This window comes from Curtobacterium sp. MCBD17_023, from assembly GCF_003224415.1.
GTDB lineage: Bacteria > Actinomycetota > Actinomycetes > Actinomycetales > Microbacteriaceae > Curtobacterium.
Genome location: NZ_QKLJ01000014.1, coordinates 13882 through 40784, shown reverse-complemented (window position 1 = coordinate 40784; position 26903 = coordinate 13882). Strand labels below are relative to the sequence as shown.

Sequence of the window (26903 nt, the reverse complement as noted above, 5' to 3'; positions counted from 1 at the left end):
CTCGGTCTCGGTCCGCTCTCCGGCGGACCTCAGCCGCGCAGCGGCGGCGTCTCCGGCACGCCGTGACCGTCGGCGAACCCCGCCACCAGGTCGCGCATGGCGTCCTCGGCACTGTGCCGGGCCTCCCAGCCGAGCACCTCGCGCGCACGGTCCGTCCGCATGATCGGCACGCCGGCCGCGATGTCCACCCAGCCCGCGTCGGTCGGCTGCAGGCGCAGCCGCCAGGTCAGCGTCACGAACGCGCGCACGAGCCGCAGGGGCACGCGGACCGCGCCGAGCATCCCGAGCACCCGGGCCATCCGCGGCGGGGTGAGCACGGGTGCGGCGGCGACGTTGAACGCGCCGCCGGCCGTCCGGTCGATCGCGCGCCAGAAGGCGTCGGCGAGGTCGTCGGCGTGCACGGCCTGGAAGACGAAGGGGTACGGCAGGGGCAGCACGGCGAACCGCAGCAACCGGACGGCGCGCATCGGCACGAGGTGGCCGAGGAACAGCCCGCGGATCTCGGCCGCGGCGTCCCGCTGGAAGACGAGCCCCGGGCGCATCCGGGTGACGACCACGTCCGGGTGCTCGCGCTCGAACACGTCCATCGCGCGCTCGTTCTCGGCCTTGTGGACGGAGTACGTGGCGGTCGGGATGCCGTCGGCGGGCCAGCTCTCGTCCACCGGGGTGCGCTTGCCGGCCACGTCCACACCGCGGTACGCGCCGACCGACGAGGCGACGACGACCTGCGGCACGCCGGCCGCGGCGACGGCAGCGAGCACGTTCGCGGTCCCGGTGACGTCGGTGCGGTGCTGCGCCGGGATGTCGTGCGTCGGCTGCAGCGCCCAGGCGAGGTGCACCACGGCGTCCGCGCCGCGGAAGACGGCGGCCAGCCGGTCCACGGCGTCGACCGCGCCGACGTCGACCGTGTGCCAGAGCGCGGCGTCGTAGGGCTGGGCCCGCAGGTCGGGCAGTCGCCGGGCGACCCCGACCAGGTCGGCGCCGGCGTCCCGGAACCGTCGGAGCAGCGCGCTCCCGACGTTCCCGGTCGCGCCGACGATGACGACCCTGGTCATGCCGCGGCCGAGGAACCCGCGGGCAGCGCCGGGTCGAGGACGACCTTGATGCAGCCGTCCTCCTTCTTCTGGAAGACCTCGTACATGTGCGGGGCGTCCTCGAGCGAGACCTTGTGCGTCGTCAGGTCGAGCGTGCCGAGCGGGTCGGAGGGGTCCTCGACGAGCGGCATGAGGTCGTCGACCCAGCGGCGGACGTTGCACTGGCCTTCGCGGATGGTGATCTGCTTGTCGAACAGCGTCATCATCGGCATCGGGTCGGCCATGCCGCCGTAGACACCCGAGAGCGAGACGGTGCCGCCGCGGCGGACCAGGTCGATCGCGGTGTGCACGGCGTCGAGGCGGTCGACACCCGCGGTCTCGATGGCCTTCTGCGCGAGCTTGTCGGGCAGCAGGCCGGCGGCGCGCTGGGCGAACCCGGCGGCGGGGTTGCCGTGTGCCTCCATGCCGACGCCGTCGACGACGGCGTCCGGGCCGCGGCCGTCGGTCAGGTCGACGAGCTCGGCGACGAGGTCCTTCGACAGGTCGAACGTCTCGATGCCGTACTTCGCGGCGAGGTCACGACGCACCTGCTCCGGCTCGACGGCGAGCACGCGGTAGCCCAGGTGCTTGCCGATGCGGGCGGCGAACTGGCCGACCGGACCGAGACCGAGCACCGCGAGCGTGCCGCCCTCGGGGACGTCCGCGTACTGCACGGCCTGCCAGGCGGTCGGGATGATGTCGCTCATGAACAGCCACTGCTCGTCCGCGCCGGTGTGCGGCACCTTGATGGGCCCGTAGTCGGCGTGCGGCACGCGGAGGTACTCGGCCTGGCCGCCGGGGACCTGGCCGTACATCTTCGTGTAGCCGAACAGGGACGCGCCGCTGCCGTACTCGGTCACCTGGGTGGTCTCGCACTGCGACTGCAGCCCGCGCTCACACATGTAGCAGTGGCCGCAGGAGATGTTGAAGGGGATGACGACGCGGTCGCCGACCTTCAGGTTCGTGACGGCGGAGCCGACCTCCTCGACGATGCCCATCGGCTCGTGGCCGAGGACGTCGCCCTTGTCGATGTACGGGCCGAGGACGCGGTACAGGTGCAGGTCGGAGCCGCAGATAGCCGTGGAGGTGATCCGGACGATCGCGTCCGTCGGCTCCTGGATGGTCGGGTCGGGAACGGTCTCGACGGACACCTTCTCGGTGCCCTGCCAGGTCAGTGCGCGCATGTGTGCGCTCCTCTCGTCGCGGCGGGGCCGGACGGGAGGCCCGGCACGCTCCGTCCATCGGTACGCCTCCGCCGCGTGGCACCTCCCAGCGTGGGCCGGTCAGCGCACCGGACGGCGGGTCAGACCTGCTGACCGGAGCGGACCTGGTCCGTCGACGGCACGGGTCCTGCCCGCCGCGTCCTGCGCGCCGTCAGGACGTCCTGCTCCTCACGGGCGGCACGCTCGTCGCGGCGACGCTCGGTGGCCACGACCGCGCCGAGCACGAGGGCGTACAGCACCGCGCCTCCGCCGAGCGCGGCAGCGGCCGAGGGCACCTGGTCGGCAGCGATGCCGGGCACCCCGTCGACGGCCATCAGGATCGCCTCGGCTCCGAGGACGGCGGTCGACAGGGCGAGCACGGCGACGCGGAGCCAGCGCGGGCTCCGGCGGATGCCCGCGGACACCCCGACCACCGCGGCGGTGAGGAGCAGCCCGACGAGCAGGAACCCGATCATCACGACGGAGTGCAGCCCCGGGTCGCGGGTGGACTCGGCTGCGGTGGGTCCGGTGTACAGCAGCCACGACGCACCGACGGCGAGGACCGCGGCGACGACCGGGAACGCGAGCGCCTTGGTCAGCGAGTTGCCCGCGAGTCGTCCGAGTCGCTGCAGCGGCACCGGTTCGAGCGTCCGGCGGGCGAGCGTCACGGGGGACCCGAGCACGAGCAGCACGGGCGCGACCATGCCGATGACGACGTGGCCGAGGACGTGCGTGGTGAGGTCGTGGTTCCCGGCGTGCCCGAGTGGTCCGACGAGCACCGCGGCCACGGCCACGAGCCCGGCGATCCAGGTGACCGTCCGCGGGATCGGCCACGCCGGCTGGCCGCGACGCCGCTGTCCGGCCGCGCCGACGACGTACACGGCGCCGGCCAAGGTGAGGGCGATGAGGGTGAAGGTCCCGAGCATGCCGCCGTGAGAGTGCACCAGAGGGCTCCTGTCGTCGTCGGTCCATCCTGTCGGAGACCGGTGCACCGTGTTCGGCGCGGTGCGCTCCTGCGACGGGTACCGGGCCGGTTCAGGCGCGGAGTCGGTCCCGGTCGGCAGCGGGGAGGTGCTCGGTCGCGGTCTCGAGCGCCGCGCGGCTCAGGGCGCGCCCGTGCCGGTCGAGGAACGCCACCAGGGCCTCCTCGGACGCCCGTTTGCCGGTCTCGCGGAGCACCCACCCGAGGGCGGACTGCACCACCTCGCCGCGCTCCCGGACGAGTCGCCCGGCCAGCCCGAGCGGGACCTCCGCGTCGCCCTGCTTCACGAACGCCAGGGTGGCCACGACCGCGGCCCGCCGGACGAGCGCCACGTCCGACTTCGCGAGCGCGTACAGCGGCCCGGTGGACCCGCCGAGCAACGGGACGCCGACGAGCTCTTCGGCGGCCAGGTCGACGAGCACGGGGTCGTCGATGCGTTCCGCCCGGAGCGCCGACAGGAACTCGTCGGTCAGGTCCGCGTCGGGGTGCTGCCGTGCGGCCTGGACGAGCATGACGACCGCGACGGTCCGCCCACCCGGGTCGTCGCTCCACAGCAGTGCCGACCGCTCCCCCGGGTCCAGGTCGGCGAAGCGCCGTGCGATCCGGCGCGCGGCGGCGACGTCACCCGGGGTGCGCGCGAACGCGGCGAGGACGTCCTCGGCGGTGGGATGTGGCATCCCCTCCACCCTACGACCGGGACCCGGCGGGACCGACTCGGCAGGATCGGCCCGCCGGGACCGGGTCAGCGGAAGTGCAGCACCGTCAGCGGGTCCTTGAGCGTGCCGTTCACCCGGGTCTCGACGTGCACGTGCGGGCCCGTCGACTGCCCGGTGTTGCCCGACTTCGCGATCTCCTTGCCGACCGAGACCACCTGCCCCTGCGTGACCTCGATCTCGCTGAGGTGCGCCGTCAGCACGGTCGTCAGCCCGTAGGTGACGACGATGTAGTTGCCGTAGCTGGCGTGGTTGCGGACCACCGAGGTGACCGTTCCCCGCCCGGACGAGTACACCGGCGTGCCGACCGGCACGACCGCGTCGGTGCCCTGGTGGTAGCGCGGGACGTGGCCGGCACCGCGGTCGTCGCCGTAGCGGCCGGAGATGCGCGTCGTCTTCACCGGCCAGAGCAGGCCCGTCACCGGACGCGACGACCAGATGCGGGTGTCCGCGGAGCCGTAGAGGACGACGTTCGAGTCGACCTGTACGAGCAACTGCGCCGGGCCCTTCCCGGAGGTCCGCGTCGACCAGAGTGCACGACGGCCGTCCGCCGAGTAGACGACGAGGTTGCCGTCGGGCTGCAGCGCCGCGTAGGCGCCCGGGTTGCCGAAGGTCTGCGAGGACCAGACCGCCGTGCCGCTGACGTACTGCACGAGGTTGCCGTCGGCCTGCATCGCGAGCGTGCGGGGCGAGGCGGCGCTCGCACGGAGGGTCGTGCCGGCCGCGAGGGTCCCGCCCGAGGTGATGCGGTTCTGGAAGGTCGCGATGCGCCAGAACATCCCGTTGCCGACCTTCCGCATGCGCAGTTCACCGTCAGCCCGGACGCCGAAGTCCTTGGCGGCACCGCCACCCGATCCCCACTGCGCCACGACCCGACCGTTCCGGACCATCGTCAGGTACCCGTCCTTCTGGACGACGACGGTGGCCCCCGGCTGGTTGGCCGTGTTGGAGGCCCAGAGCACCGCGTTGCCGATGCCGTACTCGACGAGGTTGCCGTCACCCTGCAGGACGAGCCGGAACTGCCCGTTCGTGGAGTTGACGGAGTCGCCGGGCTGCAGTGTGGTCCCGGCCTTGACGGCGCTCGTGTAGGTGGCGGCCTGCGCCGGCGCCGCCACCGCGACGAGTCCCGCGGCCGCGATCGCGACGACGGTGACGGCCGCGGCGAAGCGTGCTCGTGCCCTGATCATGCGTGGTGTCCCTGCTCGTGGTGCGACCACCGCGGGCGCCGAGCGCCGGCGCGGTGCGTGTCCTGATGTGGCACGTCCCTGTACGCGCCGACGGTCAAGGTTCGCAGCCGGAACCGGTTGCGGGTATCCCCAGGACCGGGGGCGTGCGCGACAGCTGTCGGTGTGCTCGCCCACTCCGGGACAGGATGGGTCGCATGCTCCTCCAGCCGAACCCCGCCTTCGTCCGACCGTCGGCCGACCGGACGCGACCCGACCTGCAGGGCACGTTCGGCATGACGGCGTCGACGCACTGGATCGCCACGGCCACCGCCCAGTCCGTCCTGGAGCGCGGCGGGAACGCGTTCGACGCCGCCGTCGCCGGGGCCTTCGTCCTGCACGTGGTCGAGCCGCACCTGAACGGCCCGGGCGGTGACCTGACCGCCGTGTTCGCCACGGCGGCCGATCCCGCGCCCGTGGTCCTCGTCGGCCAGGGACCCGCCCCGGCAGCGGCCACCCCCGAGCACTTCCGCGCCGAGGGACTCGACCTCGTGCCGGGCGCCGGCGCGCTCGCCGCGGCCGTCCCCGGCGCGGTGGACGCCTGGCTCCTGCTGCTGCGGGACCACGGGACGTGGGAACTCGCCGACGTGCTGGCCCCGGCGATCGGGTACGCCCGCGACGGCCACCCGGTCAGCGCGGGCGTGGTCCGGACGATCGGCGCGGTCGCCGACCTGTTCCGCGACCACTGGCCGACCTCCGCCGAGCGCTGGCTGCCGGGAGGCGCGCCTCCGGTCACCGGGGACGTCGTGCGCAACGAGGCGCTCGCCTCGGTGTTCGACCGGCTCGTGGCGGCGGGAGCGGCCGGCGCGGGCGACGGGGCGGACGGTGGACGGGCCTCCCGGATCGACGCCGCCCGTCGGGAGTGGGCCGAGGGGTTCGTCGCGACCACGATCGACGCCTTCGTCCGGCAGCCGCACCGGCACTCGTCCGGCACCGACCACGCCGGCGTCATCCGGGCCGGGGACCTCGCCGCGTTCCGGGCGACCACCGAGCCGGCGACGACGGCGACGTTCCGCGGCCACACGATCGCGAAGACCGGGCCGTGGGGCCAGGGGCCGGCGCTCCTGCAGACCCTGCGGATGCTCGATCCCCTCGACGACGAGCGCCTCGACCCGTCCACCGAGCTCGGTGCCCACACGATCGTCGAGGCGCTGAAGCTCGCGATGGCCGACCGCGACGCCTACTACGGCGACGGCACGGTCCCGCTCGACGCCCTGCTCGCCGACGCCGCCGTGGCCGAGCGTCGGGCGCTCATCGGGGACACCGCCTCGGACGCGTTCCGCCCCGGCTCCGTGCCGGGTGTCGAGCCGGTCCTGCCGCCGCTCCGCACCTCGTACGACGTGACCGGCGCGGCCGGGGTCGGCGAGCCCACGGTCCCCGGGGCACGGCGTGGCCCGGCCGACGAGCGCGCCGAGGTCCCGGTCGAGGACCGCGGCGAACCGTTCGTCGCGCCCGACGGCGACACCCGCGGCGACACGTGCCACATCGACGTCGTGGACCGCTGGGGCAACATCGTCAGCGCGACGCCCTCCGGCGGGTGGCTGCAGTCGTCCCCGACGATCCCGGAGCTCGGGTTCTGCCTCGGCACACGGCTGCAGATGACGTGGCTCGAGGAGGGCACCTCGTCGACCCTGCGGCCCGGCGAGCGCCCCCGCACCACGCTCACCCCGACGCTGGTCCTCCGCGACGGTGTCCCGGTCGCCGCGCTCGGCTCCCCCGGCGGCGACCAGCAGGACCAGTGGCAGCTGCTGTTCCTGCTGCGGTGGATCGTCGGCGGCTACACCCCGCAGCAGGCGATCGACGCCCCGGCGCTGCACACGACGTCGTTCCCCGGCTCGTTCTGGCCGCGGACGTGGGAGCCCGCGGGCCTGGTGGTCGAGGACCGGCTGGGTGACGACGTGATCGCCGGCCTGGAGGCCCGTGGGCACGTCGTCACGCGCGCCGGCGACTGGAGTCTGGGCCGGCTGTGCTGCGTCACCCGGGACCCGGAGACCGGGGTCCTCGGTGCGGGCGCGAACCCCCGCGGGGCGCAGGGGTACGCGGCCGGGCGCTGACGTCCCGCGGGCTGCGGACGTCGAGGCGGTGTCAGTCAGTGAGAGCGGCCGGGTCAGGGACGCCGTGACCCGGCGACTGCAGTCGACCGTCCATCGATGTCAGATCAGTGTCGTCATCCGCAACCAGGGCGGCAACAGGGGTGCGATGCGCATCTCCCCCTCGTCTGTGGATCGCGGCCTCCGGCAGGTGGTCGTACTCGCCGGAGGCCTTGAACACGTCTCCGCTCGTCATACACGCCGGAGGCAGTGAAGACGTCTCCGCTCTCGGTGGCGGACGGCGTAGGAACGATTTCTGCCTCACTACCCGCGACCCTAGCTGACATAACATACATTATCGGCGCACCTCTGGCTCGTACGGGGGAGCAGCAATCAACTGATTGGGCCGGTACCGTCACCCTTTGAGGCCAGCGCAAGTTTCTCGCTGCCCCCAAAGGCGCCTCAAACTTCTCGAGGCCGGTGGTCGCGCTGACCCGTTCGGGCAGGCGGGTGCGGAGCACCGGTCTCCCGGTGCTCCGCACCCTTTCCTCTATGGTTGCCCTTCAGTGACGGCGTCGCAGGGTCAGTGTCCCGAGTCCGGCGAGCAGCAGCAGGACTGCTGCCAGTGCCGGGGACGCCGGGTTGCCCGCGCCCGTGTAGGCGAGGGTGCCGGCGGTGTTCGCCGTCGCCTCTGCCCCGGTCGCTGCAGCTGCTGCCGGAGCGGAGGACACGAGGGTCGGGGTCGACCGGACTACGTCTGCCGTAACGACCGGGGCTGTGTCGGTGTCGACGAGTGGCGTGGTGCCGGTGTTCGGGATGGTGTCGACGACCGGGGTCGTACCGGTGTCGGGGGTGTTGCCCGTGTCACCGGGAGTGGTCCCGGTGTTCGGCGTCGAGCCCGGGATGGTGCCGGGCGTGGTGCCGGGGTCGGTACCCGGGGTGGTGCCGGGCGTGGTGCCGGGGTCGGTACCCGGGGTGGTGCCGGGGTCGGTACCCGGGTTGGTGCCGGGGCTGGTACCCGGCGTGGTTCCGGGCGTGGTGCCGGTGGCCGGGGTCGTGGTGCCGTCTCCGATGATGCCGATGCCGTTGTCACCGACCGTGATCGGGATGTTCACGACGGGGATGATCTGCGTCCCGGAGCCGACACCGCCATCACCCGAGGTGGTGCCACCAGCGGCCGGGGCGGTGCCGGTCGTGGGGGTGGTACCGGTGGCGGTGCCACCGGTGCTGGTGCCGTCACCGATGACACCGATGCCGTTGCCACCGACCGTCACCGGGATCGAGACGACCGGGGTGACTTGGGTGCCGGAGCCGATGCCGTCCTCGCCCGAGGTCGTGCCACCGGTAGCCGGAGCAATGCCCGTACCGGTGGTGGGGGTGGTCGTGGTGCCGCCGGTGCTGGTGCCGTCACCGACGATGCCGATCCCGTTGCCACCGACCGTCACCGGAACCGACACCACCGGCGAGACCTGCGTGCCGGAGCCGATGCCGTCCTCACCCGAGGTCGTCCCACCAGCCGCCGGAGCAGTGCCGGTCGTAGGGGTCGTGCCCGAGGCCGATCCGTCACCGATGACACCGACGCCGTTGCCACCGACCGTCACCGGGACCGAGACCACCGGGGTGACCTGGGTGCCGGAGCCGATGCCGTCCTCGCCGGAGGTGGTGCCACTGGCCGCCGGAGCGGTGCCCATACCGGTGGTGGGGGTCGTGCCGGTGGTGGTGCCGCCGGTGCTGGTGCCGTCTCCGACGATGCCGATGCCATTGCCATTGCCACCGACGGTGACCGGGACGTTCACCACGGGCGACACCTGGGTGCCGGAGCCGATGCCGTCCTCACCAGACGTGGTACCACCGGCAGCCGGCGTCGTACCCGTGCCGGCCGTCGGGGTCGAACCCGCCGTGCCACCGGTGCTCGTGCCGTCACCGATGACGCCGATCCCGTTGCCACCGATCGTGACCGGGACCGAGACCACCGGCGACACCTGGGTGCCGGAACCGATTCCGTCCTCACCCGAGGTCGTGCCAACTGCAGCCGGAGCACCGCCCGTACCGCCCGTCGGGGTCGTACCCGCCGTGCCCCCGGTGCTCGTGCCGTCACCGATGACGCCGATCCCGTTGCCACCGACCGTGACCGGAACCGAGACCACCGGCGACACCTGGGTGCCGGAACCGATGCCGTCCTCACCGGACGTCGTACCACCTGCAGCCGGCGTCGTACCCGTGCTGGCCGTACCGCCCGTCGGGGTCGAGCCCGTGGCCGAGCTCGATCCGTCGCCGAGGACACCGACTCCGTTGCCCGTCACCGTGATCGGGACCGAGACGGTCCCGAGCAACTGCGTGCCGGAGATGAGCCCGTCCGACCCGGAGGTCGAGCCGGTCGGGGAACCACCGGTCGGAGCTGCCGGGGCCGCGGAGGTCCCGGTGGCCGATCCGTCTCCGAGCACGCCGATCCCGTTGCCCGAGACCGTGACGGGGACCGTGATGTCCGGCAGGACCTGGGTGCCCGAGAGCACACCGTCCTCCCCGGAGGTCGAAGCGGTCGTCGTGTCACCGGCCGGATCTGCCGGAGCGGCCGGAGCCGACCCGGAGGTCGAACCGGTGGCGGCAGCGTCACCGAGGACCCCGACGGCGTTGCCGGTCGCCGTGACCGGCACGTCGACCGCGCCGGCGACCTGGGTGCCGGAGAGCAGCCCGTCCTCACCGGACGTGGTGGGTGCGGTTGCCGCCGGCGCAGGGGCAGGGGCGGCCGGCGCAGGAGCCGGAGCCGGAGCCGGAGCCGGAGCAACGGGAGCCGGAGCAGCGGGCGCCGGTGCGGCCACCGCGTCCCCGAGGACACCAACGGCGTTGCCGGTCACCGTGACGGGAGCGCTGACGTCGGGCACGACCTGCGTGCCGGACGCGATGCCGTCGGCCCCGCTCGTGGTGGGAGCAGGTGCCGGTGCTGCGGGTGCTGGTTCCGCAGGCGCCGGTGCCGCGGGCGCAGGTGCCGCCGGAGCCGGAGCCGGAGCCGGAGCTGCCGGTGCGGCAGCGGTGGATACCGCGTCGCTGACGATGCCGAAGGCGTTGCGGGTGACGGAGACGGGCGCGTCGACGGTCGGCGCGACCTGGGTTCCGGAGACGGTGCCGTCCTCACCGGTGGTCGTCGCCGCGTTCGCCGCGACAGCTCCACCGAAGGTCAGCCCGCCCACACAGAGGGCGAACCACAGCCCTCGGGAGACGTTCTTGTTCATGGTCGTTCACTCCTGATCGAGATGGATGATCGACCGCACACAGAGGCGGCCGGTGGCGCGTCCTGCCGTGACGGGCAGGTGCGCCGATCTCAATCGGGAGCGACGTCGTGGTCACCGACGACCGAAGCCGGGACGGCGTCGTCGGAGACCGAGCCGCGGAGGCCCGCGGCGAGGGGGGAGGTCTGCGCTTCGGCACCGACGGTGCCGAGGACGTTTGCGCCAGCGGAGCCACCGGCGGAGGTGCTGCCGCCCGTGGTGCTGGCGGTGCCGCCGTCGAAGGGCGTGTGCACCGGTGCGCCGCCCTCGGGGAGGACGAGCGCCGCACCGTCCACGATGATCGCGGCGGGGGTGTCGGTGGTGATGGGCGCGGTGGCCGCTGTGCCGGCGGCGACGTGACCGAGGACGACGGCGCGGGTGTCGGTGGTGCCACGGGCCGACATGGTGCCGTTTGTGGCCTGGGCGGTGGGGGCGCCGGCTACGGCGCCGCCGGTGTTGCCGTGCGCAGAGCGGGCCGGCGTGCGGTTCCCGACCGGGGCCGTTGTCGCGACGGGCGTGGGCGCTGTGACCGGATCAGTGCCGGAGCCGGGGACCGTCGGGAGCGAGGGGACGTCGACGCCGGGGAGCGAGCCTCCCGGCAGGAGTGGCCCGCTGGGCAGGACCGGACCGGTGGGCAGCTCGCCGACGACGTCCGGAACTTGGTCGACGATGGTCGGGATCTGGGCGACGACGCCGGGAACCTGCGTGACGATGCCGCCGACGGAGTCGAGCGCGTCGTCGACGACGGCGGTGACTGGGGCGGTGATGCCGCCAAGCGTGTCGTCGCCGAGGAGTGAAGCGACGACCGGGAGGCTCCCGACCACCCGGTCGACGGTGTTGACCACTGCAGTGACCGGGCCGCCGCCTGCGACCGTTCCGACCGCCCCGGTGACGGGGTGAAGGACGGTGGCGGTGGTGTTGGTCACGGGGTGGAGGACGGTGGCAGCGGTGCCAGTTACCGGGCTGAGAACCGCATCGACGGTGTCGGTGATCGGACGGGAGGCTTCACCCACGGCCGCCACGACGCCGTCGGCGACTGACGTGGTCGGGCGGGTGCCGGTGGTGGTCGTGCTCGGCGTCGCCGGGGCGTGTGCCTCCGGTGCGCTGTCGTCCGGCCCGCTCGGCACTGGAGAAGTGTGGGCCGGACTGCTCGGCGCCGGGGCCGGGGCCGGGGCGTGCTGGGCTGGGGCCGGGTGGCTCGGCGCGGGGCTGGCGGCGACCGGCACCGCGGGCGCGGCCGGAGCGGGCGCTGCGGGAGCGGGCGCGGCCGGGGCGGGAGCGGCCGGAGCGGGCGCTGCGGGAGCGGGCGCGGCCGGAGCCGGCACCGGGGGTGCGACCACAGTCCGGACTGGAGTGACCGCAGTGTCGAGCACCTGGCCGACGCCGCTCGAGACGCCCCGTACGGCCCCGCCGACGCTCGACGTGATGCCGCTGACGAGCCCGTTACTGCGCTGCTGTGTGCTGGTCTGCGGACTACTCGTTGACGTCGCTCCGAGGAGCGGGCTTTCCGCCGCCGCGGCCGGGCGAGCGCCTAGGAGCAGCGAGAGCAGCACGACCGTTGCAGCGATCCCGGAGCCCATGAGGGCCCACCGGATCACAGCCCGTAGGGGTGCACGCATCGACGCGTCCATGCGCTCACCTCCTGATCTCGGCTGCGCACGTAGAGTGGTTGACCGGCACGGTACGCCTCGAGGGCCGAGAGCGCGAGGTGTTCTCAAGAAAATGTCAGGATCCTGCCGACAGCGTGGCGCCGCTGAGTGATCGTGACGGCAGCGATCAGCCGGCCACTGTCGAGATGCCTCGTTGTCCTCGTCAGCTCGACGGGTCTTGCGTTGGCGCTGCGCCATGCCGTGCAAGAACGAGCGTGGTGACATCGTCGTCAGGGCTGCGTTCGGCGATGAGGGCGCGGACTCGACGAAGGAAGTCGTCTGGAGCAGCCCAGTACATCTCGGCAAGCTGATCAAGCGACGCGAGAGTCCCGTCGAACAGGTCGAGCACGCCGTCGCTGCAGACGATCAGCGCGTCGCCGGGCTGGAGGACCAAGAACCCGGAGGAGCGGCGCATCGCGCCGGGATGCAGCCCGAGTGGGAGGTCCCGGGATCGAAGCAGCCGTACCGCTTGCCCGTGTGCTGAAAGGTGCATCGCGATGCCGTGACCGGCATCGCCGAAATCCACCCAACCCGTGGCAGTGTCGAGGTGTGCATGGAACGCGGTGGCGAACGAATCCGCTCGCACAAGCGCCGGCCCGATCTCTCGGTCCGTGGCACCGATCACGTCGGTGGCGGGACGTTCCTGGTCCTGGGCGCGGAACGCCGCGCGGATGGAAGCGGCGTGCTTGGCCGCCTCCATGCCCTTGCCCATCACATCAGTGAGCGTGATGGCCACCCCATACGTCGTGGGTATCCAGTCGTAGAAGTCGCCGCTGGCACCACTGAACGGGACTACTTCGGCGCGCAGATCGTAGCCGGGAAGCTGAACCGGACCAGGGATGAGGGTGCTGGCGTCCGTTCCCGAATCGGTCGCGCTGCCGCCGTCGCTGAGGATCCGGCCTGCCCAGGTGGCGAGGTCCTGAAGCAGGATGACGTCACTGTCGGCTAGGACTCGCGGGCGGGTATCCATGACGCACACGGACCCGACTCGTGTGCCTCGCACCTTGATGGGCGCGCCAGCGTAGAAGCGAATTCCAAGCGTCTGCACCACTGGCAGTGTCGCGAACCGGTCATCAGTGCGAGCGTCAGACACCACAGTGGGCTCGTCGTGAAGCACGGTCTCCGCGCAGAAACTCTCGCTCGCGGGTAGCTCCCGCCGACCAGTTGATGTCTGCGGGGTGAGGGTGTACAGGGTGTTGTCATCGACGAGATTCACGAACGCCATCGGCGCACCGAACACGTCCCGCGTCAGCCGAGCAACGCGGTCGAACCGCTCAGCCGGGTCCTCCCCGATGACGTCGAGCTCGTGCACAAGAGCTGCCCGAGCCGTCACATCATTCACAGCCGCCACTGTAAGCGTGCTGCAGCACTGGAGTCTCGCGCCTGGACGCGGTGGCGCTGCGACCCAGTGCTAGCGCTATGCAAGCGGTACGCAAGCATGCGCATGCGACGCCACGCGCAACGTGCGCAATGGACGTGTGTGTCACGGTCACAGGCGGTGTCTACAGGTTGAGCGCTTCATCTTCGGCGATTGCGCAGGAGTGACATCTGGCGTTCTCGAGCGGAGAAATGAAGCGGCGGCGTGGCGTAACGAATCAGGAGTCGCGCCACGCCGCCTTGGCTCCGGTAACCAACCGGTGCGTGACGTTAACGGTACCAGTTGGACGGAAACGGCACCGTGCAACGTTGCAAATCGCAGCAAACGCATAACTCTTCGAAATCGTTACCGGAATCGCATGACGCCAAGCTCTGGGCTGGCAAGATGACAGTGCCCCAGGGAGGAATCAGGGTCCTGGGAAGGGAGGGCGGGGGCCTCACCAACCCTCGTTCTCCGTCCCACCAGGAGCGCGGATGTCAGCGGGCCAGGGTCTCGCGCGGAGTCTCGCCGTACGTTGCTCGGTACAGCGCAGCGAAACGTCCGGGATTGCTGAACCCCCAGGATGCAGCGACAGCTGTGACTGAACCACCTCGAGTGGGATCCGCCGACAGCAGATCCCGCCGGGCGCCGGCCGCACGAGCGAGCCGCACGTACTGCATGGGCGACTGGCTCCGTTCCCGTTGGAACGCTAGTGACAGCCCTCGTTGCGACAGCCGGGCGGCCGAGGCGATGTCCTGCAGCGTGATCGGTTCCTGCAGGTGATCGTCGATGTACGCAATGGCGCGTCGCACCGCAGCACTCGGTGCGGCCGCTGAACGGATCGGTGTCTCGACGAGGCCGAACGCAGTGATGGCGCTGACGATCAGGTACCGAGACGCCTGGTTGCGCAGTAGCTCATCGGCGTAGATCGCCGGTGTCTCGAAGACTTGATGCCGGTACTCCTCGACGGTCCGCCGCCACAACCAGTGCTGTGCCGCATCGACAGGGCGTACTGCCCCCTCTCGCAGCCGGACGTGCTCAACGTCCCACAACTCGCCGGCGATCTGCCGGAGCAGCGCGGCCGAAAAGGAGCATGTCGAAACCCTGGCGTGGTCGATGCTGAACTGCATGTCTTGATCCGGCGGCATCAGAAACGCCTCACCTTGACCGAGCATCTGCTCTGATCCCCACGGGTTGTAGGCGTAGGTGCCCGAATCCACCTGGACGAGCATCACCTCATCAGTGGCATCGAGATCGACCTGCACCTCAGCGCCCAGACCAAGGTCGGCGATCGTGACGGCATCGCCGACGACGACCCGCTGACGGTACGACAACGCCCCCGTGGACAGAGCTGCCGTGTACCCGAAGCTCTGGCTGATCGCCTCAGCGGCTTCATCAGCGTTCTCCGTCGCAACGTCGACAAAGGTTGGAACGCTCACAGCAGGGGTTCTACCACGATTCGGACGGAGTATCTCGTTGCAGGGACACCCTCATGGCCTGCGACCCAGGCCTGCATCCGTTCGCTTCGCGAAGCTCACGAACGTGCACGACGCGTCGCTTTCGTCTTGCGGGGGCGTGGCGTTGCTGACAAGATCGCCGGAACATCGCTGACGGGGGTCGTCGGGGATCCTCACCAGGTCGCCACGGCAGCAGGACCTAACCACTCCTGCCACCGTCCGCGGACAGGAATCAGGGATCAGGAGCAACGATGTCAGGACAGTCCACCGCGCCCGCTTCTCGGCGCACCAAGATCTTCGCCCTTGCAACTGGCGGTGCCCTCGTCGTCGGTGGGGTCGGACTCACCCTCGCCGCATGGACGGACACCGAATGGGTGTTCGGCGGGAACGGCGCTGGAGGCGCAGGGGTTGGTACATCGACGTTCGAGGTCGAGCAGAGCGTCGCCGGGGCGCCTTTCACAGCCGGATGGACGCAGGCGGAAGCGAACCCGGGCCAGGGCATGACCTTCACGGCCGACGCGCTCGCGCTGTCGCCGGGTGAAGCTTCCTACGCCGCGGTGGCGCTCCGAACAGTCTCGGGCTCCGTCGCAGGAACGCTCCGCCTCGAGTCCGCGACGCCAGCGGCCGGCATCGCCACCGCCGACACGGACGAGATCCTGTGGGATGCGTTGCAGGTCCGCGTCGCCACGACGGCGACGTCCGCATCCTGCGGCGCAGCAACGTTCAACGACCCTGCAGCCGTCATCGCAAGCGGTCCTTTGGGGACAGCAGGGGCCGCGACGACGCAAGCGCTGGCAGCGAATTCCGGATCCGCCCAGGCGTACTGCTTCGAGGTCTCCTTGCCATCCACTCCCGCGCTGCCGACGGGCGTCGAACTCGATGCCCTGCAAGGGCGAACCGTGGCACCAGCGTGGGAGTTCACGGCCGAATCAGCGTGACCCAGGTGCACACCGAGCTCGCCCCCACCGCGGCGCCAACGCGCTCACCAGCGAAGCGAACGCTGCATCACATTGTCCGCACGGGTGTGGTCACCGTCACCGGCATCATTGGTTTCGCATGCGTCGCCTGGTGGGCGATTGCCGCCCTCGCTGGGCTGTCACTCATCGTCGTAACGACCGGGTCGATGAGTCCCACAATTCCCACAGGAGCTGTTGTCGTCGCCCGCTCCGTGCCGGCGAGCGAGATACAAACGGGACAAGTCGTCACGGTTCCCCGAACCGGCTCCGTGCTGCCCGTCACCCACCGAGTGGTCGCCGTCGATGATGTTCCGGCGGACCGGGAAGCACGCTCGCTGACCCTCCGCGGGGACGCGAACGCCACTCCCGATCGCGCCCCCTACGTCGTGCGCGACGCGCAACTCACGATCGCCTCAGCGCCCGCCGTTGGTTCCGTGCTCCAGGCACTCGACAGCCGCCCGCTGCACGGGCTGCTCGTTGTGGTGGTCGGAGCCGTGATCATCTGGACGTTCTGGCCGCCACGACGCAAACCAGGCGCAGCATGACCGGTTCACGGTGGCTCGGCGTCCTCGCCGCCGGCACTCTTGTGTGTGGTGGTTTCGGGATTCTCAGCACCACGGCGGCCGCCGCGACGGTCTGGCATCCGGTCCCCGAAACAGGAGCCCCCAATGGGCTCACACTCGACACCAACCGCAGCCGCCTTGACATCCCCGATCTCGCACCAGGGCAGCCTGCGTTCTGGCAGGTTCACACCCGAGTGGACCGTGACGGGAGGGTGCGACTCGACCTCGACGTCCGAAAGGACGGCGACCTCGTCACCCACCCCCGCGGGCTCCAGGTCGCGGTGACGGCGTGTGATGAGGAATGGCAGGAGGTGCGATCCGCCCCTCGGTGCGCCGACCCGCACCCGATCGTCCACTCGAGCCCTGCCTCGCCGGCGGGGCACACGGCGCTCACCGTTCCGCATCCGCGCGCGGACGGCGAGACGTTCCTGCTCGTCGAGTTCTCCCTCCCCGACACTGCTGCTGCCGCGAGCGATGAGAGCCTCATGGGACTGACTGCGACCGTTGGCATCGGGGTCACCGCGACGACCGACACCGGCTCCCCTCCGGGTGCGCTGACGCCCACTGTTACCGGTGCGGAGCGAGGAGGGACTTCATCGACGTCGTCGCGTCCCGCCTCCTCCGTCCTGGCATGGACCGGCACCGGAATCGTCGTACCGTGCCTGACCGGGGCGGTTCTGATCGCCATCGGCCTCACGCTTCGACGACGACGGTTCCGAGGAGCATCGTGACCGGCGCGCATTCGCAGGGGCGCCGCTTCGCTAGTCGACGAGCGCGTGGCTCCGCCGTCATGGCCGTCGTCGCGGTGGTGGCGGTCATCCTCCCAGGAGTCACATCGACCGCGGCGTCCTGGAATGACCAGGAGTGGACACACGCTGGCTTCGGTACCTCGGCGTTCCGATGTGGTTCCGACTCCGACTACACGACGCAGTCATCAAGCCGGTTCCTCAGCGGCACGCTCGCGGGCACCGACCTCGACACCGTGGCCGGCGTCCACGGCCTCGACGTAACGAAGCCCAGCACGAACAGCGCGACCGTGGATCCGGTCACCGCTCCGGAGATCACCAGCACACCGACCGTCGCCGCGTTCGGGAACCCGTTGAACGCCAGCGTTCTCGGCGATGTCCTCGGGCTCGATCTCTCCGGGCTCGGAGTCGGCCTCCCGGCCGGTTCTGCCGGAGCGGTGAATCAGTACGCGAGGGCCACAGCCACGGGGCAATCGACCGCAGCATCCGGCCTCGTCAACGACTCCGGCGGCGTTCTCGTCACCGACTCGACTCCCCCCGACCGTCTTCCAGATCCGGCGTCACTCACTCTCCGCCAGGCACTTCCCGCACTCAGCGGGGTCAGCGACGTCGGCCTCGAGGTCGGCGCCGTCGCATCGAGCGCAGAGCTCGACGGCTGCGCTTTGCTCCGCGACGCGATCTGGGGCGACGCAAGCACCAACGCTGCGAAAAGCAGCACCGCCGGTGCCACGACGGTCAGCTCTGTCTCCCGATCCGCCGCTCTCCCCGCCGGTGCGCGCCTTGTCCGCGACTACGGCATCGCGGGCCTCGGGCTGCGCATGGAAAGCCCTCTCGTCGGACCGCTTGTCAGCAGCGTCAACACCACCGTCACGTCCCTGCAGAGCTCTATCGCACAACTCTCCGGCACGAACGGGCTCCTCTCCCGGGCCCTTCAGCAGAACATCGTCGGAGCGCTCACCAATGGACTCCGCCTCGGCACCGTCTCCGGCACTGTCACCGTCGACGGAGTCGACCTCGCCGGTGCGGTGCGTCCGCTCCTGACCGAGACCCTCACCGACGGGACCGTCAGCGTCGACCTGTCCGCAAGCAAGATCCGTGTCGACCTCGCTCACCTCCTCGGGGACCGCGAAACCGGCCTCAACGATCTTCCCCCGAATACTGAGCTCGTCGTCAACGCCGCAGTCCTCGACGGCATATCCGCCCGCGTTGGCGCGCTCCTCGACACCTGGACAGCACGCGTCACCACAGCACTCACCGCCGCTATCAACACGCTCCAGGTTCGCGTCGCCCTCGACGTGAACCTCAACCTCGCCACCGCACCGCTCGTGCAACTCAACATCCGTATGAACAGCGGCGTTGAAGCCATCATGAACCGCCAGTCCAACCTCACCGTCGGCACGACCCTGCTCGGGCTGAACCTCGGCCTGCTCACCGGCGTCGTCAGCGCACTGGTCTCCGGGCTCATCACCGGCCTTCCAGCCGTCATTGTGTCCACGTTGACGTCGGCACTCTTCACGACGGTCGGTTCCCTCGGCAGCACAATCACCGCTGTCGCACGGCCGCTCCTCGGCGCGGTCGGCAGCGTCACCGACCGGCTCCCAGGCCTGCTGTCCGTCACAGTTAACGTGCACGACGAGACGACCGGAGGGCGTACCGCAACATCGGCCCGGACCGGCAGATACACGGTCGTGGCGCTTCGCATCCGCCTGCTCAGTGCGCTGCTCCCCACCGGCGCAGCAGGCGTCGATCTGGCACGCTCGACTGTCGGCCCGGCCGTCGTCGATCTCCGCCGGACGAGTCCTTCGCCCTCATAGGGCAAGCGGCCTTTGCTTTCGACTCGACCGCCGGTCGACGATGTCGGCCACTTCCGCGTGCCGACCGCTCAACGTCGACCACGTGGCCACGCCTAGCGAGGCTCCTCGGGATCACTGTCGCTGGTAGCTCGGTCGAGCGCCGCGGCAAGGTCCCTCTCCGAGGGGAGCGCCGCCTTCACCGCAGGCGGGAGCAGGTCGTAGCTGGCGACCCCGATGGGGCTGTGGTGCGCGCCGAGCGAGTAGCGGACGACAGCGTCGTTCTTGTCCGCCACGAGAAGCAGCCCCACGGTGTCGGCGTGCTGGCTGCGACGGAGCTTGTCGTCGACGAGGGCGACGTAGAAGCCGAGCTGGCCGAGATACTCGGGCTTGAACTTCCCCGTCTTGAGCTCGATGACCACGTAGCGGAGTTGCTCGACGTGGAAGAACAGAAGGTCGACGTAGAAGTCGTCGCCGTCAACGTCGAAGTGCACCTGCCGGCCGACGAACGCAAACCCCTCCCCCAGCTCACGGAGCGTGTCGATAATGCGGTCGATGAGCGCCTGCTCGAGGTGGCGTTCCTTCGCGTCGCTGTCCAGCGCGAGGAAATCCAGGACGTATGGATCCTTCGTCAGCTGCTGCGCGAGGTCAGACTCCCCCGCAGGCAACGTCGCCGCGAAGTTCGACGGCGCCGCCTGAACACGAATGTGAGCTTCTGTGCGGATGTGGTGCTGGAGCACATTCCTCGACCAACCGTGCTCAACCGAATGCGCCGCGTACCAGTCCCGGGTGCGCTGGTCGTCGAGCCGGTCAAGGAGGACGGTGATGTGCCCCCACGGCAGTTGTGCAACAGCCTGTTGCAGAACCTCCTCGCTCCTCCATGCAACCGCGAAGGCGCGCATATACGCAAGGTTGCGGGGCGAGAAGCCCTTCATGTCCGGGAACGCTGCGCGAAGATCGTCCGCAAGCCGACTGATCACCTTCGTGCCCCAGCCATCCTGCTGCTGCCGCTGTCGAATAGTGCTGCCGATCCCCCAGTACAGCCGCACCAGCTCAGTGTTGACACGCCGCTGAGCCGTGAAGCGGGCGCGACGTACCTGCTGCTTCAGGTCAGCGAGAGCGGCAGCATAATTTGATGGCACCGGAGAGGAGGTGGACATGTCTTCATTCTCCCTGAGTCCGTTCAGCAACTCGCCCCCTGGAGGATCGAAGTTGTGGGGCGTGTGCCACAGTGGACGTGCACTTCCCCTACTGAAAGGCGGCGTTCCCATGGCGCAGAAAGTCACCACGCAGCTCGTCGACGACTTGACCGGCGACACCATCGAAGACGGCAAGGGCAGAACCGTCACCTTTGGGTTCGACGGCACCAGCTACGAGATCGACCTTACCGACGACAACGCGGACCAGCTCCGCGAAGCCTTCTCCGACTACATCGCCGCAGCCCGCAAGACCGGCAACCGCAGCGGCCGCGCATCCTCCGGCAGCGGCCCGAAGCGTGGGAACTCCGAGGAGCTTGGCAAGATCCGCGAGTGGGCTGCAGCCAACGGCCACGAGGTCTCCTCCCGCGGCAGGATCAGCCAGGCCGTCCGGGACGCGTACGACGCCGCACACTGACGCCTCGCCTCGCGCGAGTTAACGGCCGGTCATCCCCTGAGGTGACCGGCCGCTCTATGCATGTGAAGGGGTTTCATCACGGAACGTCCAAGTGAGTCGTCCATTCTTGAAGGCCGCTTATAGAGTGTCCGTCGACTACCACGGATATCGAGGGTCCGAGGCTCCCCAACAAGTAAGCGCTGCGCGCCAGGCCCGTGGGCCACTCGTCATAGTCCAATGCTCCCGTTAAGCGCTTCCCTGCGACTTCGCTAGCGGGGTATGGCTCTTGCGAGAGTACGATACTGTGTTGTTCATAGGGGTCGTTAGCATCACTGCTTGAACGGATCATCAAACGCGCACTCGATAGCGGGTTACCCAACCATTTGACCTCTATCCGTGCACCATCTTCAATCCGCACGACCTGCACTTCAGCCAAAACTGAGGGAATAGAATCAGCTTGTGGTGAAAGTGCATGGGTCAAGCTCGCAGCTGCCGTTCCTTCGATCGGAAAAACCTGGTACTGATGGCGCTGACGGAAGGGGTCATGATGGAATCCATATGTCTCGATCAGAGCCGACCGGAACCCGTCACGTGCACTGATATGGCGTGCTCGCGGGAAAGAAACATCTAAAATCACCAACGTCCGGCTAGGGTCCCGAGCAAGCCAGTCGCGCAGCATGGCATTGATGTGCGCATCACCGAACGAGTAGCCGACCACTACTACCCGGTCGGTTCTCATCAAAGCGTCGCGGGCGGCAAAATTCAGAACTAGCGTGGGTCCGTCCGTAGCGAGTTTCTCACGGTCTCCTACCACGATCCAAGGTAGGTCTTGCGACGATCGCCGCGGTGACGCGTACAAATTCTCGGTATCGACAACGTCAATACCGCGTGGCGATAGCTGATCGCCGAGTTCACTGTCTTGCGGCTTGACTCGCCAATCTAAGGAACCGTGCAGCTTCATCAAGTTCAATGTCCCTGCGACGGATGGAAATTGCAGATACTCGCCTGGATTCCAAGTGTCGATGCCGCGATTCACTGGGACGTCACGATTTGCCGCGGCTGACTCGACGGTTAGATCGTAGTTCAACGTTATAACGTCTAAGCCGCCCTGCTGCGTTTTTGCAAGCTCCAGAAGCGGGTCGAGGTAGGAAACGTCGCGGTGTGCTCCAAGTAGTTCAACGAGAGTGCGGAGGATAAATTCCTCAGCTTCTGCAAACGGCTGCTTTAGGTCGGGTTGAAGGGCAGCACGTGCGATCCCGGCGACAGCTTCAGTAATGTTCCGGTCGGCGAAGTCGATTCTTGAGTTTCGGGAGTCGCTAATCTCTTTGATAATCGTTCGGCCATAAGAATTTGGCAGAGTGCCCAAGCCAAAGTTGGTCAAAGCGGGACTCCACGCGGCTACGAATGGCGCAACTTCATGCTTATCCCGCGAGCGCAGGAGGCGAACAGCGGAGATTAGGGTTTCGATATTCACGGCGCTCAACGGATCTTGCCCGCTTGCTCCCTGGTAGCCGATCATGCCGGCGTAGACAGCATTGAGTGCGCGGACCCAACCGGGTTTGTCGCCAAAGGGTGAGTGTTCGGCATTTGCTTTTGCAACGACGGCGGCGGCAAGTTCAGACGTGAGGCGTAAGCCGGCATCCCTCGACGCGCCTGCTCCGAGCAGAACGGTCGTACGTCCGGTTGTCTTAGTCCCCGTTTGTCCCATAAATATCGCTCCTTCGACACCGTCAAGGCGAGTAAGTCGTTCTGGTTCTCATCCTGCCAGCAAAAGTGCGACATTCGGCTTGTGGTCCGCGGCGTCGAGGTTGAGTACCTATCGGTTGTCGCGGTGGGGTATACCCCAACGCAACGGCTGCGGGAGTGTCGATTCTGTGTGGTCCTAGGGTCCCCATCGACCCTTCTGCGACAGATGTGTGCGATGGTCTAGACGTGGTGCAACACAAGACGCAGACCGTCGCCTATGTGCGGGTGAGCTCGGCGGACCAGAACCTCGACCGGCAGCTCGAGGCGATCGGCGAGGTTGATCGCGTGTTCGAGGAGAGGGTGTCGGGTGGCTCACGGGCGGACCGGGCAGCGCTGCTCGACTGCATCCGGTACGTCCGCGACGGAGACACTGTCCGGGTCGCTTCCATGGACCGGCTTGCTCGTTCGCTTGGTGACCTGCGCGGCATCGTGGACGAGATCACTGGCAAAGGAGCTTCTGTCGAGTTCGTCAAGGAGCAGCAGACCTACAGTCGCGACACCGACGACGCGATCGGCCGACTCATGCTCAACCTCCTCGGCGCCTTCGCCGAGTTCGAACGCACCCTCATCCGCGAACGTCAACGCGAGGGCATCCGCATCGCGAGAACCGCCGGCAAGTACAAAGGGCGCGCGCGCAAGCTCAGCGACGACCAAGTCGCCGAGGCACGTCGGCTCATCAGCAGCGGCTTTCCGAAGGCCACCGTTGCCCGCGATTTCGGCATCGATCGCACCACCCTCTACCGGGTGCTCGCGACGCCCCTCTCCCACACTGCCGCAGACGCAGACGCAGACACCGGCGACGGCGCAACCACGTAGCGTTTGGCCCCTTCACCGGGCATTTTCGCGGGACAGCTCTACGAATCCCCAGTTCAAGTGCGACACGGCCAAGTTGTCAGCGGCTGACTGCCGTCGGGTCACGACGACCAAAGCGCTTCAGCGCACCGAGTCGACTAGCTGCTGCGCTGCCATCTACGGCGCGTGGGGCTGCCAGCTACCGGTCTCACACCTCGGATCCCATCGCTACACCGGTCTAGTCAAACCAGCGAGTTGCACCTCAGCTGGGGTGAACAGGTCTGACGGCGCACTGCTCACTCCCTGAAGCGCACGTGAAACGCAACTGCGGCGAGCTCCAGCTGCTACTGACGAGACTGAAGGCATGTCGATGAGCGCGCCATTCAACCCTGTCGGACAACCCGACCCCGAGGGAGCTCCGGTGGACTCCGAGTCCCTCAGCGAGATTGATCGTGAACGAGGCCAAGCCGAGCAAGTCGAGGCCGGCATCGACAACCAGGAGCCCGCGACCGATGGCGCGGACCGGCGGGAAGCGCTCCAGCCAGACGGTGACCCGGTCTTTCGCACGCCCCATCCAGGCGACCGGCTTCACCCCGACGACCTCACCTGACCTCAGCTGCCCCATCCAGCATGAAGCAGCGCGGACGTCGCGGTTTCGGTTGCGTCAGAAGCACCGCTGCCCACCCGTCCGTCCGTCCGCAGGGTGCTGACCTGCAGCAACCCTCTTAGCGGCACGCGGCCGAGCCTGAGTGTTCTCGCCGCGGCGGTCCGCGTAGCGTTCACGCGTGGCACAGATCTTCACGCGGAAGCCGCATCGGGTCGCCTTGGTCGGCGCGGCGGCGGTGATCCTGCTCGGCATCGCGCTGCTGATCAGTCCGTGGGACGGCCTGATCGTGGTGCTTGCGTGGGCACTCATCATTGCTGGCGGCATCGCATCAGCGATGACGCTCTACTTCGTACGTGTTCCAAGCCGCTGAATGCGTCCAGGGATCTGATGACGAGCGAGGACGACGCCGGCAACGCGTATCGCGTCTACGCAGAAGAGCCCTGCAGCCGGGCCGGGGCGGCGGTCATCGAGGCCCTGCAGTCACTGCGCGACAGCGCACACGACGCTGACGAGCGAGCGCTCCGCGCGCTCCAGATGCGCTCGATTGAGGCGCTGGCACTGCTGCACCTGGTCGAGGCCAGCCGCGGAGACCGGTTTCTGAGCCCGACCGAGCTCGCTGCGTGACTGCACCTCACCACTGCCGGGGTCACCAAGCTCGTCGACCGTCTCAGCAGTGCCGAGCGGGTGGAACGCCGTCCGAACCCGCGGGATCGCCGCAGTGTTTGCCCTGGTGCCTACAGCGACCGCGACCGCGGACCTGACGCGGGCGTACGGCCACATGCACACGCCGTTGATCACCGTCATCAATGAACTCTCCGACGCCGAGGCGACCGTGGTGGCGCGTTTCGCCGCGCGCTCCGTCAGGACTGCGACCGGAACGAGCCGCCCTCCCCCAGCTTGACCGAGCCACCGCTCGGAGCAGGAGACAGTGCGGCTGAGGGGAGCTCGTCCGATCGGGGGCCCGCGAATCAGCTGCCGCCAATTCCGACCCCGTAGCAGTCACCGACTGAATCAAAGCCAGGCTGGGACTGCTGCCGTTGCCATCGCCCGCTGCTTCACTAGGGGCGGCGCTGACGGGTTCGACACGTACACTCGTCGCAATCGCTTCAGTACCTGGACCCCGCGCTGCAGCCCCACCCCGATGGGAGCGTCGTGCTCAGGTTCAACGAGGCAACCCGACATCCGCCGGACGATGGTGACCTCACCAGTCCGTTCGTCAACTCCCTCCCGGTTGCGGCAGCGGCGATCTCCACCTTCGGAGGGATCTTCGGAACGGCGCTCGTCGCCGCATCCGGCCCGCGCGCTGCAACCGCCGACGAACAGCAGGTCGCACTGGGGGAAGGCCCGGGCTGGTCAGCGCTCCGGGACCGCAGCCTCGTCGCCGTGTACGACTTCGCCACTGCCAGCGCCGAAGACTGGCCGACGGCCCTCGTGATGTTGCAACGAACGGGCTGGTCGGGGGTGTTGTCCTTCCCCCTCTTCACCAGCTCACTTAACATCGGCGCTGTCACCCTGTACCTGACTGACACGAAACCGTTCTCATCGGCAGAGATCACCCACGCGACACATTTGGCCGTCCTCACCGCGCAGCGAATCCTCGCCGGCGCCGTCCGCGACATGGGAGCCGGTGCTACCCCAGCCGTGGCGTCCGTCTCGCACCCATCTGGGCGGCACATCCAACAAGCGACGGGGATGGTGGCAGCGCAACTTGACGTGTCCGTTGAGAACGCACTCCTCATCATCCGTGCACGCGCGTTCGCAAACAGTCAACCGCTTCACACCCTCGCCGAAGCGATCCTCGACCGCCGCGTCAACCTGCATCACGACGAGGACGACCACCAAGCGGGCTGACAACAGCCGACATGCCCCCACCGCGTCCCCACAGCGGTCTTCTGCGAGGGCAGTACGCCCTGGTGCCGATCACGATGCTCCACGCGGCTGCCTGGCTGTTGGCCGCCTCTTCTCGGACGCCCACATCCACATGTATTGGCTCCCAGAAGCAGGTGACAAACTCGGCTGTCGCCTCTTGAGCGGCTCGCTCCATGAGACGCCGATCCCGTTCGAACTCAGGACGCGCCTGCAACGCCCGAGCAGCTGCTCGAGGGCGTGCCCCTTCGTCTGTTCCACGCGCACGGCCACGAGCACGCAACTTCCGGCCGTGGCCGTTCATCACCTCACCTGCAACGGATCGGATCCGCATGGCGCTCTCCAACCTCCCCTACGACGACCGAGCGATCGTGGACGGCATCAAGAACGTCACCGTCCACGCGGAGCAGGTCAGCCAGGTCGCGGTGAACTTCATCGCCGACGACCTCAGCGATGACACGACCGCTACGGTCACCGCCACGATGACCTGGGTCATCAGCTCAGCTGACGCCGTCCGGCTCCTCGACTCCGCCCGGCCGACGGGATCACTCAACCCGGTAGGCGACGCACGTACTCTGACCGGTCCTGCCGACAGTGAATCCCACCTCGACGAAGGCCCTCAGTGGGTTGACGCCGACGAGTGAGCCAGTTCACTCCACCGGCTTCGCTCCAGACAGCTCCGCTGTTGGCACCTGCACCCACCGGGCGACCCCGCTGACGCCTCCGAGTCGTCACTGCAACCGCGTACCACTACCGGAAAGAAGAGCCACATGGGGTACCTGATCTACGACGGTCAAAGCGCCGAGATCCAGATGGATGATCGCACCCTCGCGCACCTCCAGATCGTCATCATCAGCAAGCTGCGCCGTCAGGAGAGCTTCGCGTTCTCCTGGAAAGAGCCTGTGTCGAAAGGTGACGGTCGGAGCACCATCTGGATCTTCCCCACCGTGAGCCTCCGCTTCAAGTTCGAAGGCAGCAGGGCCCCAGCTATGAACGAGGCGTGGCTCGACATTCTGAAGCGATCGATCAACAGCAACGGCGGACTCCAGATGATCCCCGAACCGACCAGATCAGGGACCGTTGACGGGGTATGACGCATCCTCGACCGATCCGAGAAAGCGACAAGCAGGTCCTTTGAGGCGTAGGCGTCGGCGATCTTCTCCGCTGCCGGGCGTTCTCGTCTTCGGACTGATCTTCATCGTGACGTCGGCTGTGCCTGTTTCGCGCGGACTTCGACGTTGTCCTCATGATCCTGAACACCGCACTCGGCATCCTCTTGCTCTACGCCGGCG

At 68.8% G+C, this 26903-nt stretch carries 25 protein-coding genes; 14 read left to right on the top strand and 11 right to left on the bottom strand.

From position 1 onward, the window contains the following. Window positions 1-29: 29 nt before the first annotated feature. The 5 genes from DEI84_RS13045 to DEI84_RS13025 all read right to left on the bottom strand — a co-directional run bounded on the left by DEI84_RS13045 (window position 30) and on the right by DEI84_RS13025 (window position 5157). A complete protein-coding gene (locus DEI84_RS13045; protein WP_110891149.1) occupies window positions 30-1055 on the bottom strand; it encodes an NAD-dependent epimerase/dehydratase family protein in 1026 nt (341 codons plus the stop codon). Continuing rightward, complete coding sequence (locus tag DEI84_RS13040) at window positions 1052-2257, bottom strand: zinc-dependent alcohol dehydrogenase (RefSeq protein ID WP_110891148.1); 1206 nt, start codon at window positions 2255-2257, stop codon at window positions 1052-1054. The genes DEI84_RS13045 and DEI84_RS13040 overlap by 4 nt, the downstream gene beginning before the upstream one ends. A gap of 119 nt (window positions 2258-2376) precedes the next feature. Beyond that, a complete protein-coding gene (locus DEI84_RS13035; protein WP_146236372.1) occupies window positions 2377-3219 on the bottom strand; it encodes a cytochrome c oxidase assembly protein in 843 nt (280 codons plus the stop codon). Between the two features lie 91 nt (window positions 3220-3310). Continuing rightward, a complete protein-coding gene (locus DEI84_RS13030) occupies window positions 3311-3934 on the bottom strand; it encodes a DNA alkylation repair protein (RefSeq protein WP_110891146.1) in 624 nt (207 codons plus the stop codon). Window positions 3935-3999: 65 nt separating this feature from the next. Then, the gene (locus tag DEI84_RS13025; RefSeq protein ID WP_110891145.1) at window positions 4000-5157 is read right to left on the bottom strand and encodes a peptidoglycan DD-metalloendopeptidase family protein; all 1158 of its coding nucleotides are present in this window, start codon (window positions 5155-5157) and stop codon (window positions 4000-4002) included. Between the two features lie 194 nt (window positions 5158-5351). Here DEI84_RS13025 and DEI84_RS13020 point away from each other — a divergent pair, with 194 nt between their 5' ends. Further along, the gene (locus DEI84_RS13020) at window positions 5352-7247 is read left to right on the top strand and encodes a gamma-glutamyltransferase family protein (RefSeq protein ID WP_110891144.1); all 1896 of its coding nucleotides are present in this window, start codon (window positions 5352-5354) and stop codon (window positions 7245-7247) included. 539 nt (window positions 7248-7786) lie between these two features. Here the strand turns inward: DEI84_RS13020 and DEI84_RS15750 are convergent. From DEI84_RS15750 to DEI84_RS13000, 4 genes are all read right to left on the bottom strand, one after another. Beyond that, window positions 7787-10453: a hypothetical protein gene (locus DEI84_RS15750; RefSeq protein WP_181420458.1), complete on the bottom strand. Its 2667-nt coding sequence runs from the start codon at window positions 10451-10453 to the stop codon at window positions 7787-7789. 89 nt (window positions 10454-10542) lie between these two features. Next, window positions 10543-11415: a hypothetical protein gene (locus DEI84_RS13010; protein WP_146236371.1), complete on the bottom strand. Its 873-nt coding sequence runs from the start codon at window positions 11413-11415 to the stop codon at window positions 10543-10545. 886 nt (window positions 11416-12301) lie between these two features. Then, the gene (locus tag DEI84_RS13005) at window positions 12302-13480 is read right to left on the bottom strand and encodes a GAF domain-containing SpoIIE family protein phosphatase (RefSeq protein ID WP_181420457.1); all 1179 of its coding nucleotides are present in this window, start codon (window positions 13478-13480) and stop codon (window positions 12302-12304) included. A gap of 512 nt (window positions 13481-13992) precedes the next feature. After that, a complete protein-coding gene (locus DEI84_RS13000; protein ID WP_110891141.1) occupies window positions 13993-14934 on the bottom strand; it encodes an AraC family transcriptional regulator in 942 nt (313 codons plus the stop codon). A gap of 518 nt (window positions 14935-15452) precedes the next feature. Here DEI84_RS13000 and DEI84_RS15995 point away from each other — a divergent pair. From DEI84_RS15995 to DEI84_RS12980, 4 genes are read left to right on the top strand one after another with little or no spacing between them, the layout of a single operon-like run. Further along, entirely contained in the window at window positions 15453-15890 is a 438-nt protein-coding gene (locus DEI84_RS15995; protein WP_258371787.1) for a hypothetical protein, read from the top strand. 5 nt (window positions 15891-15895) lie between these two features. Beyond that, window positions 15896-16453: a signal peptidase I gene (locus tag DEI84_RS12990; RefSeq protein WP_181420456.1), complete on the top strand. Its 558-nt coding sequence runs from the start codon at window positions 15896-15898 to the stop codon at window positions 16451-16453. Beyond that, window positions 16450-17202 carry a hypothetical protein gene (locus DEI84_RS15745; protein WP_181420455.1) on the top strand — a complete coding sequence of 251 codons (753 nt, stop codon included), beginning with the start codon at window positions 16450-16452 and terminating at the stop codon, window positions 17200-17202. Before DEI84_RS12990 ends, DEI84_RS15745 begins: the two co-directional genes overlap by 4 nt. Window positions 17203-17261: 59 nt before the next feature. Continuing rightward, window positions 17262-19031 carry a choice-of-anchor G family protein gene (locus tag DEI84_RS12980; protein ID WP_110891138.1) on the top strand — a complete coding sequence of 590 codons (1770 nt, stop codon included), beginning with the start codon at window positions 17262-17264 and terminating at the stop codon, window positions 19029-19031. Window positions 19032-19123: 92 nt separating this feature from the next. Here DEI84_RS12980 and DEI84_RS12975 read toward each other — a convergent pair whose 3' ends face one another. Further along, window positions 19124-20167: a YhcG family protein gene (locus DEI84_RS12975; RefSeq protein ID WP_110891137.1), complete on the bottom strand. Its 1044-nt coding sequence runs from the start codon at window positions 20165-20167 to the stop codon at window positions 19124-19126. Between the two features lie 109 nt (window positions 20168-20276). Between DEI84_RS12975 and DEI84_RS12970 the strand changes: the two genes are divergently transcribed. Further along, window positions 20277-20621: an Lsr2 family protein gene (locus DEI84_RS12970; protein ID WP_110891136.1), complete on the top strand. Its 345-nt coding sequence runs from the start codon at window positions 20277-20279 to the stop codon at window positions 20619-20621. 76 nt (window positions 20622-20697) lie between these two features. Here the strand turns inward: DEI84_RS12970 and DEI84_RS12965 are convergent, their stop codons facing one another. Then, a complete protein-coding gene (locus DEI84_RS12965) occupies window positions 20698-22308 on the bottom strand; it encodes an SIR2 family protein (RefSeq protein WP_110891135.1) in 1611 nt (536 codons plus the stop codon). A 224-nt stretch (window positions 22309-22532) separates the two neighbouring features. Here DEI84_RS12965 and DEI84_RS12960 point away from each other — a divergent pair, with 224 nt between their 5' ends. The 8 genes from DEI84_RS12960 (at window position 22533) to DEI84_RS12925 (ending at window position 26705) form a co-directional block, all read left to right on the top strand. Then, entirely contained in the window at window positions 22533-23162 is a 630-nt protein-coding gene (locus DEI84_RS12960) for a recombinase family protein (RefSeq protein WP_258371786.1), read from the top strand. A gap of 340 nt (window positions 23163-23502) precedes the next feature. Next, the gene (locus DEI84_RS15500; protein WP_181420454.1) at window positions 23503-23748 is read left to right on the top strand and encodes a hypothetical protein; all 246 of its coding nucleotides are present in this window, start codon (window positions 23503-23505) and stop codon (window positions 23746-23748) included. Between the two features lie 175 nt (window positions 23749-23923). Beyond that, window positions 23924-24115, top strand: coding sequence for a hypothetical protein (locus DEI84_RS12950; protein WP_110891132.1), 192 nt, complete (start codon window positions 23924-23926; stop codon window positions 24113-24115). 17 nt (window positions 24116-24132) lie between these two features. Continuing rightward, window positions 24133-24369 carry a hypothetical protein gene (locus DEI84_RS12945; RefSeq protein ID WP_110891131.1) on the top strand — a complete coding sequence of 79 codons (237 nt, stop codon included), beginning with the start codon at window positions 24133-24135 and terminating at the stop codon, window positions 24367-24369. Then, a complete protein-coding gene (locus DEI84_RS16105) occupies window positions 24370-24555 on the top strand; it encodes a MarR family transcriptional regulator (RefSeq protein ID WP_110891130.1) in 186 nt (61 codons plus the stop codon). A 342-nt stretch (window positions 24556-24897) separates the two neighbouring features. Continuing rightward, window positions 24898-25596 carry a GAF and ANTAR domain-containing protein gene (locus tag DEI84_RS12935; protein WP_110891129.1) on the top strand — a complete coding sequence of 233 codons (699 nt, stop codon included), beginning with the start codon at window positions 24898-24900 and terminating at the stop codon, window positions 25594-25596. A 347-nt stretch (window positions 25597-25943) separates the two neighbouring features. Then, window positions 25944-26255, top strand: a complete 312-nt coding sequence (locus DEI84_RS12930; RefSeq protein WP_181420453.1) for a hypothetical protein — start codon at window positions 25944-25946, stop codon at window positions 26253-26255. Window positions 26256-26381: 126 nt separating this feature from the next. Then, the gene (locus DEI84_RS12925; protein WP_110891128.1) at window positions 26382-26705 is read left to right on the top strand and encodes an ATP-dependent DNA ligase; all 324 of its coding nucleotides are present in this window, start codon (window positions 26382-26384) and stop codon (window positions 26703-26705) included. The last annotated feature ends 198 nt before the right edge of the window (window positions 26706-26903 follow it).